18 protein-coding genes and 1 tRNA gene are annotated in these 15,925 nt (G+C 57.7%); 9 read left to right on the forward strand and 10 right to left on the reverse strand.

Annotated features, from left to right (window positions below):
* Window positions 1–22: 22 nt before the first annotated feature.
* The gene (locus AC3WTM_RS04955) at window positions 23–541 is read right to left on the reverse strand and encodes a cell envelope protein SmpA (RefSeq protein WP_102669981.1); all 519 of its coding nucleotides are present in this window, start codon (window positions 539–541) and stop codon (window positions 23–25) included.
* Window positions 542–862: 321 nt separating this feature from the next.
* Here AC3WTM_RS04955 and mgtE point away from each other — a divergent pair, with 321 nt between their 5' ends.
* Window positions 863–2,305 carry a magnesium transporter gene (mgtE, locus tag AC3WTM_RS04960; protein WP_007971042.1) on the forward strand — a complete coding sequence of 481 codons (1,443 nt, stop codon included), beginning with the start codon at window positions 863–865 and terminating at the stop codon, window positions 2,303–2,305.
* Window positions 2,306–2,406: 101 nt separating this feature from the next.
* Here the strand turns inward: mgtE and AC3WTM_RS04965 are convergent, their stop codons facing one another.
* Window positions 2,407–2,733, reverse strand: a complete 327-nt coding sequence (locus AC3WTM_RS04965; RefSeq protein WP_008066583.1) for an Arc family DNA-binding protein — start codon at window positions 2,731–2,733, stop codon at window positions 2,407–2,409.
* 110 nt (window positions 2,734–2,843) lie between these two features.
* Here AC3WTM_RS04965 and AC3WTM_RS04970 point away from each other — a divergent pair, with 110 nt between their 5' ends.
* Window positions 2,844–3,011 (forward strand): hypothetical protein, encoded by a 168-nt coding sequence (locus tag AC3WTM_RS04970; protein ID WP_173677936.1) that lies wholly within the window; start codon window positions 2,844–2,846, stop codon window positions 3,009–3,011.
* 136 nt (window positions 3,012–3,147) lie between these two features.
* Here AC3WTM_RS04970 and AC3WTM_RS04975 read toward each other — a convergent pair whose 3' ends face one another.
* A complete protein-coding gene (locus AC3WTM_RS04975) occupies window positions 3,148–3,327 on the reverse strand; it encodes a PA3371 family protein (RefSeq protein WP_102669980.1) in 180 nt (59 codons plus the stop codon).
* A 23-nt stretch (window positions 3,328–3,350) separates the two neighbouring features.
* Window positions 3,351–3,584 (reverse strand): hypothetical protein, encoded by a 234-nt coding sequence (locus AC3WTM_RS04980; RefSeq protein WP_102669979.1) that lies wholly within the window; start codon window positions 3,582–3,584, stop codon window positions 3,351–3,353.
* Between the two features lie 290 nt (window positions 3,585–3,874).
* Here AC3WTM_RS04980 and AC3WTM_RS04985 point away from each other — a divergent pair.
* Window positions 3,875–3,951: transfer RNA gene (locus tag AC3WTM_RS04985), tRNA-Arg, on the forward strand.
* A 320-nt stretch (window positions 3,952–4,271) separates the two neighbouring features.
* Here AC3WTM_RS04985 and AC3WTM_RS04990 read toward each other — a convergent pair.
* Window positions 4,272–4,985, reverse strand: a complete 714-nt coding sequence (locus tag AC3WTM_RS04990) for a response regulator transcription factor (RefSeq protein ID WP_102669977.1) — start codon at window positions 4,983–4,985, stop codon at window positions 4,272–4,274.
* The gene (locus tag AC3WTM_RS04995; RefSeq protein WP_102669976.1) at window positions 4,982–5,248 is read right to left on the reverse strand and encodes a hypothetical protein; all 267 of its coding nucleotides are present in this window, start codon (window positions 5,246–5,248) and stop codon (window positions 4,982–4,984) included. The genes AC3WTM_RS04990 and AC3WTM_RS04995 overlap by 4 nt, the downstream gene beginning before the upstream one ends.
* A 613-nt stretch (window positions 5,249–5,861) precedes the next feature.
* Between AC3WTM_RS04995 and AC3WTM_RS05000 the strand changes: the two genes are divergently transcribed.
* From AC3WTM_RS05000 to AC3WTM_RS05015, 4 genes are all read left to right on the forward strand, one after another.
* Complete coding sequence (locus tag AC3WTM_RS05000) at window positions 5,862–7,466, forward strand: tetratricopeptide repeat-containing response regulator (RefSeq protein WP_102669975.1); 1,605 nt, start codon at window positions 5,862–5,864, stop codon at window positions 7,464–7,466.
* The gene (locus AC3WTM_RS05005; protein ID WP_102669974.1) at window positions 7,463–8,155 is read left to right on the forward strand and encodes a sensor histidine kinase; all 693 of its coding nucleotides are present in this window, start codon (window positions 7,463–7,465) and stop codon (window positions 8,153–8,155) included. The genes AC3WTM_RS05000 and AC3WTM_RS05005 overlap by 4 nt, the downstream gene beginning before the upstream one ends.
* A gap of 201 nt (window positions 8,156–8,356) precedes the next feature.
* A complete protein-coding gene (locus AC3WTM_RS05010; RefSeq protein ID WP_173677938.1) occupies window positions 8,357–9,601 on the forward strand; it encodes a glutamine synthetase family protein in 1,245 nt (414 codons plus the stop codon).
* Between the two features lie 70 nt (window positions 9,602–9,671).
* Entirely contained in the window at window positions 9,672–11,048 is a 1,377-nt protein-coding gene (locus AC3WTM_RS05015) for an MFS transporter (RefSeq protein ID WP_102669972.1), read from the forward strand.
* Window positions 11,049–11,114: 66 nt separating this feature from the next.
* Here AC3WTM_RS05015 and AC3WTM_RS05020 read toward each other — a convergent pair whose 3' ends face one another.
* From AC3WTM_RS05020 to flgA, 4 genes are all read right to left on the reverse strand, one after another.
* Entirely contained in the window at window positions 11,115–11,861 is a 747-nt protein-coding gene (locus AC3WTM_RS05020) for a flagellar brake protein (protein ID WP_102669971.1), read from the reverse strand.
* 92 nt (window positions 11,862–11,953) lie between these two features.
* On the reverse strand, window positions 11,954–12,421 hold the full coding sequence (locus AC3WTM_RS05025) for a flagella synthesis protein FlgN (RefSeq protein WP_102669970.1): 468 nt from the start codon (window positions 12,419–12,421) through the stop codon (window positions 11,954–11,956).
* Between the two features lie 48 nt (window positions 12,422–12,469).
* The gene (gene flgM / locus AC3WTM_RS05030) at window positions 12,470–12,796 is read right to left on the reverse strand and encodes a flagellar biosynthesis anti-sigma factor FlgM (RefSeq protein ID WP_057713629.1); all 327 of its coding nucleotides are present in this window, start codon (window positions 12,794–12,796) and stop codon (window positions 12,470–12,472) included.
* A gap of 167 nt (window positions 12,797–12,963) precedes the next feature.
* Entirely contained in the window at window positions 12,964–13,722 is a 759-nt protein-coding gene (gene flgA, locus AC3WTM_RS05035) for a flagellar basal body P-ring formation chaperone FlgA (RefSeq protein ID WP_102669969.1), read from the reverse strand.
* 82 nt (window positions 13,723–13,804) lie between these two features.
* Between flgA and AC3WTM_RS05040 the strand changes: the two genes are divergently transcribed.
* Window positions 13,805–14,737 carry a chemotaxis protein CheV gene (locus tag AC3WTM_RS05040; protein ID WP_007980130.1) on the forward strand — a complete coding sequence of 311 codons (933 nt, stop codon included), beginning with the start codon at window positions 13,805–13,807 and terminating at the stop codon, window positions 14,735–14,737.
* 45 nt (window positions 14,738–14,782) lie between these two features.
* Window positions 14,783–15,610: a protein-glutamate O-methyltransferase CheR gene (cheR, locus tag AC3WTM_RS05045; RefSeq protein ID WP_007994597.1), complete on the forward strand. Its 828-nt coding sequence runs from the start codon at window positions 14,783–14,785 to the stop codon at window positions 15,608–15,610.
* The last annotated feature ends 315 nt before the right edge of the window (window positions 15,611–15,925 follow it).

Consider the following 15,925-nt stretch of genomic DNA (forward strand, 5'->3'; position numbering starts at 1 on the left):
CCATACAACAGAAAGCCCGCATTTAATGCGGGCTTTTTGCCGTCCGGGATTTGGCTTTTCCTTTCGTGCATCCCCTCTCGTCGAACTCCACCTGTGCACTGCGACCTCGCAGAGTGTCGTAGCGGTAGCTCGTGGCTGAATTTCGAATACTGATCTTGTCTGGTTTGCCGAGGGCGCTTTCGACGTCTTGCTGGCTCATGCCGGCGATCACTCGCTGATTGATGATTGCCTCCCGGCGCTCTCTGGCATTGATCAGGTTTCCACACTTGTCCTGCGCCTGACCAACCACGGTCGGCTCTCTGCTTCGGATTTTCATACCTGATGTTTCGCGGAGCTCGGCTGGCGGCATAAGCGCGATCGTGCTGCCAGGTGTAAAGGCACGGGCGTCCTGAAGTGAAACATTCTCTCCCGTGGCACAACCCAATGTGGTGAAGGTAATGCGCCCATTGGCAGCCTCACAGCGCTGCACGGTGGTGGCGGCCGCCAAGGGCAGGGGGCTAAGCAGAGTGAAAACCAAAAAGAAATTTGCAGCTAATGGCATCAGGCGTCCTCCGTGACGTTCCTTTTCAAGGGTAGCGGCTACAATTTTCGAAGGGGGGTGTGTTTTCTTTTCGGAATACGTCGTCGCATTTTCATGGATCAGGCCGATGCTCAGGTTTGTTGTGCAAGCGCTTGTTTCAGCCGAGATTTTTTAACGTTTAAAACCGTCAGGCGGTGTATCATTGCGCCCGTCAGCCCCGCCGGGGCTTGTGGAATACCTCCATGGACTTACCCAGTAGTTACTCAGTACCCCGTTTCACCAATCATGAATTGACTGATTGATCCTTCCGGCGTGCCCCGCTGCTGGGAGTGGAGTTCGCCTATGTCCGAAGTTGAAGTAAAGAAAACGCAGGAAAGCTTGCAGGATCGCCTGGCTCAGGTGGTTGAGTTGCTGCAGCGCCAGCGAGTTGTAGAAGACCTGACTCACCGCCAGGAAGGCCCGCATCATGACCGGGTCGAGAACCTGGTCCACCGGCAGAACCTCGTCGAGTTGCAACGCAAACTCGATGACCTGCACTCCGCCGACGTCGCCTACATCCTTGAAGCCTTACCGCTGGACGATCGTCTGACGCTCTGGCAACTGGTCAAGGCCGATCGCGACGGCGACATCCTTCTTGAAGTATCCGATTCGGTCCGTGAATCACTGATCGCCGACATGGACGATCACGAGCTCCTGGCTGCTGCCAAGGACATGGATGCCGACGAACTCGCTGACCTGGCCTCCGAGCTGCCGCGAGACGTCGTCCATGAGCTCATGGAGACCCTCGACCAGCAACAGCGCGAGCGCGTGCGTTCGGCTCTGTCCTATGACGAGGAGCAGGTCGGTGCGCTGATGGACTTCGAGATGGTGACCATCCGTGAGGATGTCAGCCTTGAAGTGGTCTTGCGTTATCTGCGCCGTCTCAAGGAGTTGCCGGGCCACACCGACAAGCTGTTCGTGGTCGATTACGACGGCGTGCTCAAGGGCGTATTGCCGATCAAGCGTTTGCTGGTCAACGATCCGGACAAACAGGTTTCCGAGGTGATGGCTAGCGATCCGGTGAGTTTCCACCCGGACGAAGACGCCTACGATGCCGCCCAGGCATTCGAGCGTTATGACTTGATCTCCGCACCTGTAGTCGACAAGAACGGCAAGCTGATCGGCCGTCTGACTATCGATGAAATGGTCGACCTGATCCGTGAAGAGAGCGAAAGCGAAGTTCTCAACATGGCGGGTCTGCGTGAAGAAGAAGACATTTTTGCGTCGGTCTGGAAATCCCTGCGTAACCGTTGGGCCTGGCTGGCGATCAACCTGATTACCGCGTTCGTGGCTTCTCGGGTCATCGGATTGTTTGAAGGTTCGATCGAGAAGCTCGTGGCGCTTGCGGCGTTGATGCCGATCGTGGCGGGGATCGGTGGTAACTCGGGTAACCAGACCATCACCATGATTGTTCGGGCCATGGCGCTGGACCAGGTGAGCACTGGCAATACCTCGCGCCTGATGCGCAAGGAGTTGGCGGTAGCGCTGATCAACGGCGTGATCTGGGGTGGGGTGATCGGTGTGGTTGCCTACCTGCTCTATGGCAGTTGGTCTTTGGGCGTGGTAATGACCGCCGCGATGACGCTCAACTTGTTACTGGCGGCGTTGATGGGGGTTTTGATCCCAATGACACTGGCGAAGATGGGGCGCGACCCGGCGATGGGGGCCAGCGTGATGATCACGGCCATGACCGACAGCGGCGGCTTCTTCATCTTCCTGGGGTTGGCGACAATCTTCCTGCTCTGAAGCCTCGTTCATCGAAAACCCGTCTTTGGCGGGTTTTTTTGTGCCCGGATTTCAGGCAAAAAAAAGCCAGCGATCAGGCTGGCTTTGGCTTACTGGCTGAATCAGGAGGCGTCGGCGGTCATTTCAGCGTCATGGGCGATCAGCGAAACCAGGGCGTTCTGCTGTCGATGGGAGAGCTGGCGGAAGCGCTGTAGCAACTCCCGTTCGTGCAAGGAAAGCTCCGGGCTGTCCAGGCGCATGCTCAGCTCTTCTCCCAGTGCACCTTCCTGAATAAGACTCTGCTCAAGGCGCGCAATGATTTCGGAGTTCATGCTGCGATGATGATTGCGAGCCACCTCGGCAATGCGTTCACGCATTCCGTCTGGCAGACGTACGACGAACTTGTCAGCCGTACGGCTGGAATAAATTGCCTGTTTCAATGGGCGCATATATTTAACCGGTTAGTTCAGGGGAGCGGTTTTCGGGATTGGCCGCAGGATGTCTGGTAGGACAAGCGCTCTGACCAAATGTTCAACCTGAATTGATAGAGGCGCGCATCATGCCTCAAAGCAGCCAGATCCTTGGCGCCAATTATGTGACAAATATTGAACTGGATAAAGGCGTTCTGCCAGCACCAATTATCAGAAATGCGGACTGGTTTGAAAAGTTCGACCAGGCCGTATCGCTTATTGCTTTCTCCACCCGACGAAAGGTTTCCGGTGGGTAGGAAAAAGTGAACTCGAACCCTGTTCCTTCTCTTTTATAGGATAGTGGCAAATTGCCGATTTACTAGCAGTGGTCGTATAGATGGGGTGAATTCAAGATGGATGGCAGGCCCTTGCAGCGGGTCTGCCATGTCAGGATCAACGCAGTACCGGATCAAACTTGATCTTGCGTCCGGCGATCAATGCGAGCACGAACAGCGCGCTGAATACGCCACAGGCGATCAGGGGGAGAGTGACGATCATGTCCTGGGTCAATGACAGATGGAAAATGCCGCTCAACAAGGCGAGGATGAAGAAACTCGCGGCTGATCTGGACATGCTGTGCTCCTGCTAAAGATCATTCAAAATACCAAACGTTCGGCAGACGGAGCTGGCACCAGGATGTTTTCCTGGCCGATCTCCTGGCTGACAAGGCTATGCCTGTCGCTCGTCACTGCCAGCTGCGGCGCCTTCTGCAACTGAAGGTAATGCGGCTTACGTTGGGCAACCTGCGTAGCGCTGGTCTGGGGAACAAAATGAACGCCCGCTAAAACCACCAGTGCGATTGCAGGCAAGAGTGAAAGGGCGCTCTTCATGGGGCGGGCCTCGGTTGTTCTGTGAGAACAGCAGAAGCAGCTCGCATGCCAGAGTCTATCGATAATTAAATTCTTTAAAAACAATGAATTAAGTTATTTTTGGTAAAGCACCATATTGCATTTTGCAATGATGGCTTTTTGCAGTGATGCAATTTGCATGGTAAACAAGTCCGCGCCCGGCCGAGGCGTCTGCCTACACTTAAAAAGCCTACGGACGACATGACAAAAGCCAGCCCGGCCGTTAACATGCACGCCGTCCATCGCACTGCGTATCGTCGCGGTCGACCTGTGTCTCAGTAGCTCAATTGGATAGAGCATCCCCCTCCTAAGGGGAAGGTTGGCAGTTCGAACCTGCCCTGGGACACCATATTTTTCAGCTCCCCCCGCCTGTTTCAACGCTTCCTTTCACGACTTGTAGATAACGTTCTGCAAATTCAGGCGTCTTGGATTTATCGAAGACTTCAACTCTGCCTTCGCGCCTTCCCGTCTCCTCTCCCAACTAGACTGTATCTCCCATCCCGTCTGGAAGTGCGCGGGGAGCAGGTACGGGTTGGTGCGGCAGGATTTACCGAGAACGACCTCAGTATTATGGGCACTCGGTCCCAGGCCACTGGCAAGGACGGCGAAACGGTGACGACCTAGCCCCTGAAAAAGTGAGGGACAGACCGTCTTCTATCGACTTGAAATTCAATCCAGCTCTACCCAGGCGGACTCGGTCGGTGCTTCGTTGGTGAGCCCGTGTTTGAGCGCATACATCAACAAGTCGATGCGGTTGATGAGATTTAGCTTTTGATAGATGTTGCTGAGGTGGTTGTGCACGGTGTGCTCGCTGATCCCCAGGCTCCCGGCGATGCTTACATATTTTGCGGACGGTTCGCCCACGATGGCGCGAATCAGTTCTCTCTCGCGCAGAGTCAACCGCGCCTGTTTCGCCCGTTCCAGATTGCATTTCACGGGTGTATGTCCGGACGCGGCATAGCCTGAAAGGCCGCCAGCCCATGCTCTATCCATTGCGATGTCGCTATGGTGGACCTTGAGGATGGCCTGGATGATCGATTCCGTCGGATCTTCCGCCAGGACGATGCCGCGAGCGCCAGCCTCTATCGCCTGGGCAACGGGGACGACTTCGTACAGGCCCTTGAGCAGCAACAGTTTTATTTCGGCTCTACGGGTGAGTCCTGCGACGACATCCAGAGGGTTCAGCGCATCCGGAAAGAAACTGAAAAAAATGACATCGGGCCGCAGCTGGTCGGCAAGATCCAGCGCCTGGGTATAGGTGGTGGCCTGTCCTGTCACTTCCATCTGGGGCATTCTGGCATTGATCAAGTCGTGAAGGCCCTTGAGTACGAGGGGGCGGCAATCGATCAACATCACGCCAATTGGTTCGTTTTGGTCAGTCATGATCTTCCTGACCTCCTTGAAAAACCGATGATGGCCTCCATTCGCTGGCCTTCCCGGGTCAGCAACTTGCTCACGGGGGCGCAGCGATTGAAGGAAGGATTCGAACGCCGGGAGGCCGTGATGATGCCCGCCCAGGCATTGGTAACCAGCGACCCGGGGGCCATTTCCATAAACAGCACTGGCACGCGGGGCGAACTTTTCCAGAGGGCAGGCAAAGCCCGGGAGAGAAGTTCAATACAAATAATTATCAGTGGTTTACGCATGATGATGTACTCCCTCCCGCCTCTCAACTGATTCTAGGTCAGCCCGGAGCGCTGCCAACCTGTCCATCCGTCAGTCCTCGATACAAGTCCGGTGCGGACAGGCCTGACCGATGTAATCAAGGAAGGGAGTAAACCTCGAAAATCAAGCTATTAGGCTCGCCATGGGTGGCCAATGGCCAAGGTGTGATTCTGATTGCGTTCGTCAATTAATCGACGAGTGGTGTTTACTTGGGAGCACTAATATCAGCGTAGTCAATTTATCGGCGACGCCTATTGGTCAGCCGCTGGCATTTGCGGGCGTTCATGTATCGCTGATGTTCCTGTACCAGCACTTTATTTGTGCGCGAGGTCTCGTTTTCAGTAGGGCCTACACCTATTCAGAATTGGCGTTGGGGGAAGGTTCTCAAGGGAATGCCATGGCTGGCCGATAACACGGGCAGTCAGGGACTTGTTCGTCTCTTGCGGTCGCCATGGGGTGCACTGTCTATGAGAAGGTGTTTGATAGCCTAGTGCCACCCGTTATCATCTGCGCGCCAAAAAAGGGGCTGCGAAGCTGAGTCCGTCCGTGTATTTGTCTTTGGGTTCTTCTTCTTAAATTGCCTGGAAATCTTCGATGCTGTCGTATCACCAAAAGCGTTTTCTGATCGTCGATGATTTCTCGGACTTCCGCAGTTCGGTCAGGTCGATGTTGCGCGAACTGGGCGTCAAGGAAGTGGACACTGCCGATACCGGTGAGCAGGCGCTGAAAATGTGCTCGCAGAAGGCCTACGACTTCATTCTGCAGGACTTTCACCTGGGTGACGGCAAGAAGAACGGCCAGCAGGTGCTCGAAGACCTGATGGAAGAAAAGCTGATCAGCCATGAAGCGGTGTTCGTCATGGTCACTGCCGAAACCAGCCAGGCCATGGTGCTCAGTGCATTGGAGCATGAGCCCGATGCCTACCTGACCAAACCGTTCAACCGTTCCAGCCTGGCCCAGCGCCTGGAGCGCCTGGAACAGCGCAAGACTCTGCTCAAGCCGATCCTGCAGGCCCTCGACCGGGGCAAGCCGATGGAGGTGCTCAACGCCTGTATCGCCCTGTGCAAACAAGATATTCGTTACTCGCCGTTGTGCCTGCGCTATCGCGCCGATGCCCTGCGCGATCTGAATCAGAACGAAGCGCTGGAGCGCCTCTACGATGGCATCATCGCCGACCGCCCGTTGCCATGGGCGTTTGCGGGGCTGGGCAAGCTGCTGTTCAAGCGCGGTCAGGTCGGGCAGGCCAAGGGCATTTATGAGAAAGCCCTGAAAGTCTTTCCGATGATGCCGTCGCTGTATGACGGCATGGCGGATGTATTGGTCGCCGAAGGGGACACCAAGGGGGCGCAGCGCGTCCTGGAAGAGGCAATTCGCCTGTCGCCGCTGGCGGTGCGTCGCCAGGCGATGCTCGGTAAGCTGGCGATGACCAACGAGGACTTCGACACGGCGGCCAAGGCCTATCGTCAGGCTGTGAGCCAGGGCGCCCAGTCGCGGTTCAAGGATGCCGAGAGCAACCTCGGCCTGGCCCATGCATTGATCAGCAAGGGCAGCGAGAGGGGGCTGGACACGCGGACCCGCCTGGAAATCAACACCACATTGAGTGCCGTGGCCAAGGAAAACCCTTCCGATCCGGGCCTGCAAATCCGCGCGCGCCTGATGAAGGCCACCAGCCTGCTGCTCAACGACGCCGAGACGGCCGACAAGCTCACCGAGCAAGCCTTGCTGCGTCTGGACGGTATGGAACAATTCATGAGTGCCGAAGCGGCGTTGCTGGTAGCCAAGCAACTGAAACTGCTCGGGCAGACAGAGGCCGGTACCGCGATGCTGAAAAACTGCGTGGAAATCTACGGCGACGATCCGATGGTCATGAAGGACATCGCCAAGCAGACCGACGATCCGAGCATCCTCAATTCCGGCAACGCCGCCGCGGAACTCAACCGTCAGGGCGTGCGCGTGTACAAGACCGGCAACCTGGTAGAGGCCCGGCAGGTATTCCGCAGGGCCTTGGCGATGCAACCGAAGAACATCAGTATCGCCCTGAACATGGCGCAGTCGTTGTTGCATGGCACCGATACCAGCGTTCCCTCGGCGGAGCTGGAGGAGTGCCGGGGCTGCCTGAAAATGGTCGGCCTGATGCCCGACACAGACGCGCGCTATCCGCGCTACCAGAAGCTGAAAAGCAAGGCGTTTGGTCAATGAACGACAACGAACAGGCACTGGACTTCTCCACGGTGATCGCCTCGACCGTGCACGATATGAAGAACTCGCTGGCCATGCTGATGCAGGCCCACAGCCAGTGGCTGAGGCGATTGCCGGAGTCGGCGCGGCAGGTGCCGGAGCAGGGCGTGATCGACTTCGAATTCGCCCACCTCAACGGCATGCTGGTGCAGTTGTTGGGGTTGTACAAGCTCGGCGTCAACCAGATGCCGCTGCAACCGGCCTATCATGAGCTGGACGACTTCATCGAAGCGCAACTGGCCTGTCATCAGGAGGTGTTCGCCAGCCGCGGGATCATGGCCACCTATGAAGTGGACCCGCTGAGCCCGCTGGGTTTTTTCGACCGTGAGTTGATCGCGTCGGTATTGGCCAACTGCATCAACAACGCCATTCGCTTTGCACGGCATGCGGTGTTGATCAGCGTCAGCGACGAAGCCGGGCAACTGGTGTTGACCATCAATGACGATGGCGAAGGGTATCCGGCGCAGATGATCGAGCGTCAGGCCGATTACGTGCAGGGCATCAATCAAAGCACCGGCAGCACCGGGTTGGGCCTCTACTTTGCAGGACGAATTGCTGCGTTGCATCAACGCAACGGTGTGGGTGGGCGTACCGAAATCAGCAATGGCGGGCCGTTGGGTGGTGGACTGTTCCGCCTTTACCTGCCCTGACAGACAGCATTTTTTTCGACGCTGCTTGAAATTCCGAACACGTGGAGCCTATTTTGTACGGTCGCCGTTCGCGGCCCGCACAATAACAAGGATAGCGTCATGACGACCGTTGGCCTGAGTTCACTCGCGCAGCGATTGACGGGCATTGATCAAGTTGAATGTGTCACGCCGGATTTGAATGGCGTACCACGGGGCAAAGTGATGACCTCCGAGGGGTTTCTCGACGGTCGACGTTTGCAGATGGCGCGGGGCGTGCTGCTGCAATGCATCATGGGCGGATATCCGCCGGCGCGGTTTTACGGCAGCGACGATGGCGACCTGGCACTGATCCCGGACCCTGCACAAATCCATCGCTTGCCCTGGAGCCATCCACCGCGGGCCTTGGCCATTTGCGATGCGGATGAACTGGGCACCACCACCACCTCCAACCTGTCGACCCGTGGTCAGCTCAAGGCGGTGATTGCCCGTTACGCGGCCTGCGGCCTGGCGCCTGTGGTGGCGACCGAGCTCGAGTTTTTTGTCTTCGCTCCCAATACCGATCCGACCCTGGCTTTTCAACCGCCACTGGGGCTGGACGGTCGCCGCGAAGATGGTCAGTCGGCGTTCAGCGTCAGTTCCAACAACGGCTTGCGGCCGTTCTTCAATGAAGTCTACGAGTGCATGGCTGCGTTGGGGTTGCCTCGCGATACTTTCATGCACGAAATGGGTGTCAGCCAGTTCGAGATCAATCTGCTGCACGGTGATCCGCTGTTGCTGGCCGACCAGACATTACTGTTCAAGCACCTGCTCAAGGAAGTGGCTCTCAAGCACAGCCTGAGTGTAGTGTGCATGGCCAAGCCGTTGGCGCATACACCGGGCAGTTCGATGCATATCCATCAGAGCGTGGTCGAGATCGATTCCGGGCGTAACGTGTTCAGCGACGAGGCGGGGCAGGAGACGGCCACCTTCCGTCACTTCATTGCCGGTCAGCAAACGTGCATGGCCGATTTCACTGCGTTGTTTGCGCCGAACGTGAACTCCTATCAGCGCTTGTGCCACCCTTACGCCTCACCGAATAATGCCTGTTGGTCCTACGACAACCGGGCGGCCGGCCTGCGCATTCCGGCCAGTTTGCCAGTGGCCCGTCGGGTTGAGAACCGCTTGCCGGGGGCCGATGCCAACCCGTATCTGGCGATTGCCGCAAGCCTGGCGGCGGGGTTGCATGGCATCGAGAAAACATTGGAGCCGAGCGCGCCGATCCAGGGTGAGTTCGAAGTGCCGGACAATCTTTCGTTGCCGTGTACCTTGCATGCGGCACTTGAGCGTCTGAAACGTAGCCAGTTGGCCAAGGAACTGTTCGGCGCGGAATTCATCGAAGGCTACATCGCTTCGAAGACCCTGGAACTGACCAGTTTCCATGATGAAATTACTCCCTGGGAAAGACGTGTTTTAGCAGCCCAGGCCTGACGTTCCGTCGACATCCGGCTATCGTTTAGCGATAGCCGATTCTCACTGCAAGGAGCCGCTCGGAACGCCGATGCGCCAAATCTGGAAATCCTTTCGAGCATTGTATTTCGCCTCGCTGATGATGTTGATCGGCTCGGGCCTGTTGAGTACATACCTGGCGTTGCGCCTGGCTGCCGACCATGTCGACAGTCTGTGGGTCGGTGCGCTGATGGCTGCCAACTATTTCGGCCTGGTGCTGGGCGGCAAGATCGGTCACCGGTTGATTGCCCGGGTCGGGCATATCCGGGCCTATTCGGCGTGTGCCGGGATTGTTGGCGCGGCGGTGCTCGGCCATGGGCTGGTGGACTGGTTGCCGGCCTGGCTGTTTTTGCGGGTGATCGTCGGCCTCGGCATGATGTGCCAGTACATGGTGATCGAGAGCTGGCTCAATGAACAGGCTGATGCCAATCAGCGCGGCATGGTCTTCAGCGGCTACATGATCGCTTCGTACCTGGGATTGGTGCTGGGGCAGTTGATTCTGGTCATGCACCCAGGGCTGGGGCTCGAATTGCTGATGTTGGTCGCCCTGTGCTTCGCGCTATGCCTGGTACCCGTGGCCCTGACCCGGCGCATTCACCCGGCACCCTTGCACCCGGCACCGATGGAACCACGGTTCTTTATCAAGCGCGTGCCGCAGTCACTGAGCACGGTGCTCGGAGCGGGCCTGATCGTCGGTTCGTTCTACGGTCTCGCGCCGCTGTATGCCTCGCAGCAAGGGTTGTCCACCGAGCAGGTCGGTCTGTTCATGGGTAGCTGCATTTTTGCCGGGCTGCTGGTGCAGTGGCCGTTGGGCTGGTTGTCCGACCGCTACGATCGGGCCGTGCTGATCCGCAGTTTCGCGTTCAGCCTAGCACTGGCTGCACTGCCGCTGGCGATCATGCCGCAGGTGCCGCTGGAGGTGTTGTTCATCGCCGGGTTCCTCTGTTCGCTGGTGCAGTTTTGCCTGTATCCGTTGGCGGTGGCGTTCTCCAATGACCACGTCGAAGGCGATCGCAGGGTGTCCCTGACGGCGATGTTGCTGGTCACCTATGGCGTGGGTGCGAGTATCGGGCCGCTGGTGGCAGGTGTGCTGATGAAGCTGTTCGGCAGCCAGATGCTCTATGCGTTCTTCAGTTTCTTTGCGTTGGTGCTGGTATGGCGGATTCGCCCGAAAGCAGTGACCAACCTGCATCAGGTCGACGACGCACCGCTGCATCACGTGGCCATGCCGGACAATATGACGAGTTCGCCACTGGTGGCCTGCCTCGACCCGCGTGTTGACGAGCAGGTAGTGCAGGATCAGATGCACAGTCCGGTGAGTACCGGGCCAGAGCCTGAATCAGAACCTGTCACCGAAACTGAAACCGATCAGCCGCCGCAAGACCCTGATACGGGGCGGGATCCTAACTTCAGCGAGGCCAGGCCTTAAAACCGAGGCGCAAAAAAAAAACGGGCAGTCACCGCAAGGGACTGCCCGTTTTTTGTTGATGCGCTATCAGATGTCGTCTTTGTCGAAGCGACGCGCTTCGCGTTGCAACTGGTAGACGAAGCGTTCGACCTGACGCTGCACCAGCCCGCTCATGTTGTGGAAGCGAACGCCGGCAAAGGTGGTGGAAATCCTTTCTTCGAAGTGCAGATAACGCAACTCGACCGGCGCGGTCATCTTGCCGAAGGGCAGGTCGGCGTTGAAGCGGTCGTAAACTTGACCCAGTTGCAGGCTGCCGGTGATGTCGCCGTCGAAGCGCAGTTTGCACCCGGTGGCGGAAATATCCAGCAGCTTGCCGCTGATTGGCGCCTTGAGTTTTTCGCCATCGAGGTTGACGTTGACCAGTTGTGCCAGCTTCAGCGCGGCGCGGAAGGCATTGCGGCGCTGGTGGTACACCACTTCATCGGGCATGGGGCCGCGATAGCAACGGCTGCCACCGGACTCGTCGATGTTCAACTGGCCGTTGCTTTCCCAGGCAATGCGTACGCCTTCGTGGAAGCCTTCGACTCTGAACGACTCGCCCGCCAGCAGGTAACGCTCGCCGTCACGGGGAATCATTTCGTCCAGGGCAATCATGTTGCTGTCACGGTCCAGATCCACCAGGTAGCTCTGGAAGCGCTGGCTGCGCTCGTGGAACGTGATGATCAGCGGGTCATGGCTTTCGAGCAACTGGCGCAGGTTGCTGGAGATTTCCAAGGGCGTGGAGAGCACCTTGGGTGGCTGCGGAGCATCATCCACGGATAAGGCATTGGACACGTTTAATCAATCTCCAGACAAAATTTGACTACGACTGGCTAGCAGTTTGCCAGTATGTTGCGCGTCTTGATAGAGCGGGGGCATTGACCGGCTCATGCCTGACTGAGCGGGCGCGGCTTGGCAAGCTTGGAGAATGTTCCGCTGGCATCGTAAAGCGCCGGGGTTTCACCGCCGTTGAGGATTTTCAGCTGGGTGGCTGTAGCGGCCTGTTGAGTGAGGATCGACTGGCCGTTGTTGGCGTTGATGGCCTTGCACTGAGCCAGGAGATCGGTCAGCACGTCACTTTGCGCCAGCAGCTGCTCGCCAATGCTCGACTGGCTGGCCAATTGCTCCAGACCGCCACGGTTGGTCGGCAGGTTGAGGCTGGCAAGGATTTCACTGCGCTTGCGGCCATGTTGTTCGAGCAAAACGACCAATGCCTGTTTCTGCGCCAGGATGTTCTCGAGCAATGGCATGTCGCGGCCATGCAATGCGAGGGATTCGGTCTGCAGTAACTCCAGCAGGTGTTGCGCTGGGGCAAAGTCGTCGGTGATCAGTTGCAGTAAATGAGTGTCGTGCATGGCTGGCCTTGGGTTTTAAGCGTCCAAAAGCCTGGCGCCGGCGGTGGCCTAGCGCTGGGCTTCGAAGTTGAGCAGTTTGCTGGCTACACGGTTGCTGTCGACTTTATAGCTGCCATCGGCAATCGCTGCTTTCAATTCGGCCACGCGGGCTTTGTCGACGGCAGGCTGATCGCGCAGCTGTTCAGTGACCTTCTGCAACTGTTGAGCCTCATCGCTGAGATGAACCGATTCCCCGCTTTTTACGGTACCGGCCTGTTCGGCCGCGGACTCCAGCGGCGCGGATTTGCCGGCCTCGGCACTTTCCTTGCTGGCGCTGGTACGTGTACTGCCCGTCAGGGACGAGGAGCTGTTCAAACGGCTGAAATCGATGACCATGATAAAAAACCTCTGGGAATTTGGACGCTTGCCATGGTTTCGGCCATTCCCTGGAAAACTTTAGGCTCATTTATCAATGAACCTTGCGCGCGTCAGCGCATGCCCTGCATGGAGCACAGTCTAGGGAACAGCTGCGGCAAGCGCCACATCCTGATGAACAGAGCGAATTACATGGACACTTCCACCTGCCCCGGCGCCATGACCTGCGCCTTGATGACTCGTTGGGAGTTGAGGTTTTTCACCCGGATCTGCTCGCTCAGGCTGCCGTTTGACAGGGCTTCGCCCGGCATGCGCACGCTGAGGGTACCGCTGCGGGCGGTTATCACCACCTGATCACCCTTGCGGATGACTTCGGCCTGTTCGATATACACCAGGGTAATCACCTGGTCGGCGACCATTGGTCGGGTCAGCCGCTGCCCGATCGCCTGATCGAGGGCGGTCAGGTAGCCCTGGCTGATGAGGCTGATATCGCGCTCGCGCAGGACCACATCCCCAGGCTCGACGATGGCGGCACGGCGCAGTGGCCGGGCGCTGGTCACGACATCGCGAAACAGGCGGACTTGAGCGGGTACGAACACCGTCCAGGGGGAAGCGCCCTCGCAGCGAACCTTGACCGTAACCCGTCCCAGCGGCTTGGGACTCTCGAGTGTTGCTGTCAATTCCCTGTCGCACATGGGCATGTGCATGCGCGGATCGAGCTGGTTGACCTGGATCTCGTAGCGACCCTCCGTTTGACTGGTCGCCAGATAGTCTTCTACGGTGAATTCAAGAAAGCCCTGAGTGACGCCGATAAGCATGTCAGGCAAGGTAACCGCGTCAGCAAGGGCAGGGCTGCCAGCGTTGAACAGGCAAACAGCCGCCAGCACGCCGAGCAATTTGCGGTAGGGTGTGGTCGGGCGTCGAAAAAATGTCGGTTTTGTGTTCATAACGATTAAAAAAGCAAGCGCCGTGCCGTTTAGTGATGAAGGCGCGTCGCAACAACACTTGGCGTTGGCGTAGGAGTCTGGCATGGCTGGTGTAATGGATTCGGTAAACCAGCGCACGCAACTGGTGGGGCAGAATCGCCTTGAGTTGTTGTTGTTCCGTCTCGACGGCCAGCAACTGTACGGGATCAACGTGTTCAAGGTTCGGGAGGTGCTGCAATGCCCCAAACTGACGCTGATGCCCAAATCCAGTCCTGTCGTGTGCGGCGTGGCGAACATCCGGGGGGCGACCATTCCGATCCTTGATCTGGCGATGGCGACTGGTTCCGGCGCGTTGAAAGACAAGAACAACCCTTTCGTGATCATCACGGAGTACAACACCAAGACCCAGGGTTTCCTGGTCCGCTCGGTGGAACGCATCGTCAACATGAACTGGGAAGAGATCCATCCGCCGCCCAAGGGCACCGGGCGCGATCACTACCTGACGGCGGTGACGCGGGTCGACAATCAGTTGGTCGAAATCATCGACGTCGAGAAGGTGCTGGCGGAAGTGGCGCCGACGCCGGAAGCGATTTCCGTGGGTGTGGTGGATGTCGAAACCCAGCATAAGGCGCTTTCGTTGCGCGTGCTGACGGTCGACGACTCGTCGGTGGCGCGCAAGCAGGTCACGCGCTGCCTGCAAACGGTCGGCGTCGAAGTGGTGGCGTTGAACGACGGTCGGCAAGCGTTGGACTACCTGCGCAAACTGGTCGACGAGGGCAAGAAGCCGGAAGAAGAGTTCCTGATGATGATCTCCGACATCGAGATGCCGGAGATGGACGGGTACACCCTGACGGCGGAAATCCGCAACGACCCGCGCATGCAAAAGCTTCATATCATCCTGCATACTTCATTGTCGGGGGTATTCAATCAGGCGATGGTCAAGAAGGTCGGTGCCGATGACTTCCTGGCCAAGTTCCGTCCTGATGACCTGGCATCCCGGGTAGTCGACCGGATCAAAGCAGCAGATATCAGCTAGGGGTTCGCACCCCTGGCAGTCAACACGATTTAAGAGGCGGCATCATTGTCTACGGGTAATTTGGATTTCGAACAGTTCCGGGTGTTCCTGGAAAAAGCCTGTGGCATTTTGCTCGGTGAAAACAAGCAGTACCTGGTCTCCAGCCGTCTCAACAAACTGATGGAACAGCAAGGCATCAAGTCTTTGGGGGAACTGGTTCAGCGCATGCAGACCCAGCCGCGCAGCGGTTTGCGCGAGCAGGTGGTGGATGCCATGACCACTAACGAAACTTTGTGGTTTCGTGACACCTACCCGTTTGAAGTCTTGAAGAACAAGGTACTGCCCGAAGCAATTAAGGCCAGTCCCGGTCAGCGCCTGCGCATCTGGTCGGCAGCATGCTCGTCGGGCCAGGAACCGTATTCACTGTCGATGTCCATCGACGAGTTCGAGCGGGTCAACTTGGGCCAGTTGAGGATGGGTGTACAGATTGTTGCCACCGACCTGTCCGGTACCATGCTGAACAACTGCAAGACCGGCGAGTACGACAGCCTGGCCATCGGCCGCGGCCTGTCGCCTGAGCGCCTGCAGCGTTATTTTGACCCGAAAGGGCCGGGGCGCTGGGCGATCAAGGCGCCGATCAAGAGCCGGGTGGAATTCCGTTCCTTCAACCTGCTGGACAGCTACGCGAGCCTGGGCAAGTTCGACATCGTGTTTTGCCGCAATGTGTTGATCTACTTCTCCGCTGAAGTGAAGAAGGACATCCTGTTGCGTATCCACAGTACATTGAAGCCGGGGGGGTACCTGTTCCTCGGTGCTTCCGAAGCGCTGAACGGTTTGCCGGATCATTACCAGATGGTCCAGTGCAGCCCGGGGATCATTTACCAGGCGAAGTGAATTTGCCGGCGTCATTGAAAACGGGAGTCCTCATGGGCTCCCTTTTTTATGCCTGCCGATTTCTTGCAAACGCTGCTGGCCCCTGTGGGAGCGAGCTTGCTCGCGATGGCGGTGGTTCAGTCGACTTCGACGTTGAATGTCAGTCTGCAATCGCGAGCAAGCTCGCTCCCACAGGAGATAGATGTGTCCCTGTAAGCGGGGGCAGCGGCAGAAAAGCGGCATGTGGCGGAAAACCGTTGCCGCTTTTCTGGCATTGCCGTGTTGCCATGGCCTGCAAGGCCCCGGTTTTCGGGGTTTTTTGAATTGGCATGGGGC

It is taken from the genome of Pseudomonas sp. EU05-FHT14B02 (genome assembly GCF_058791055.1).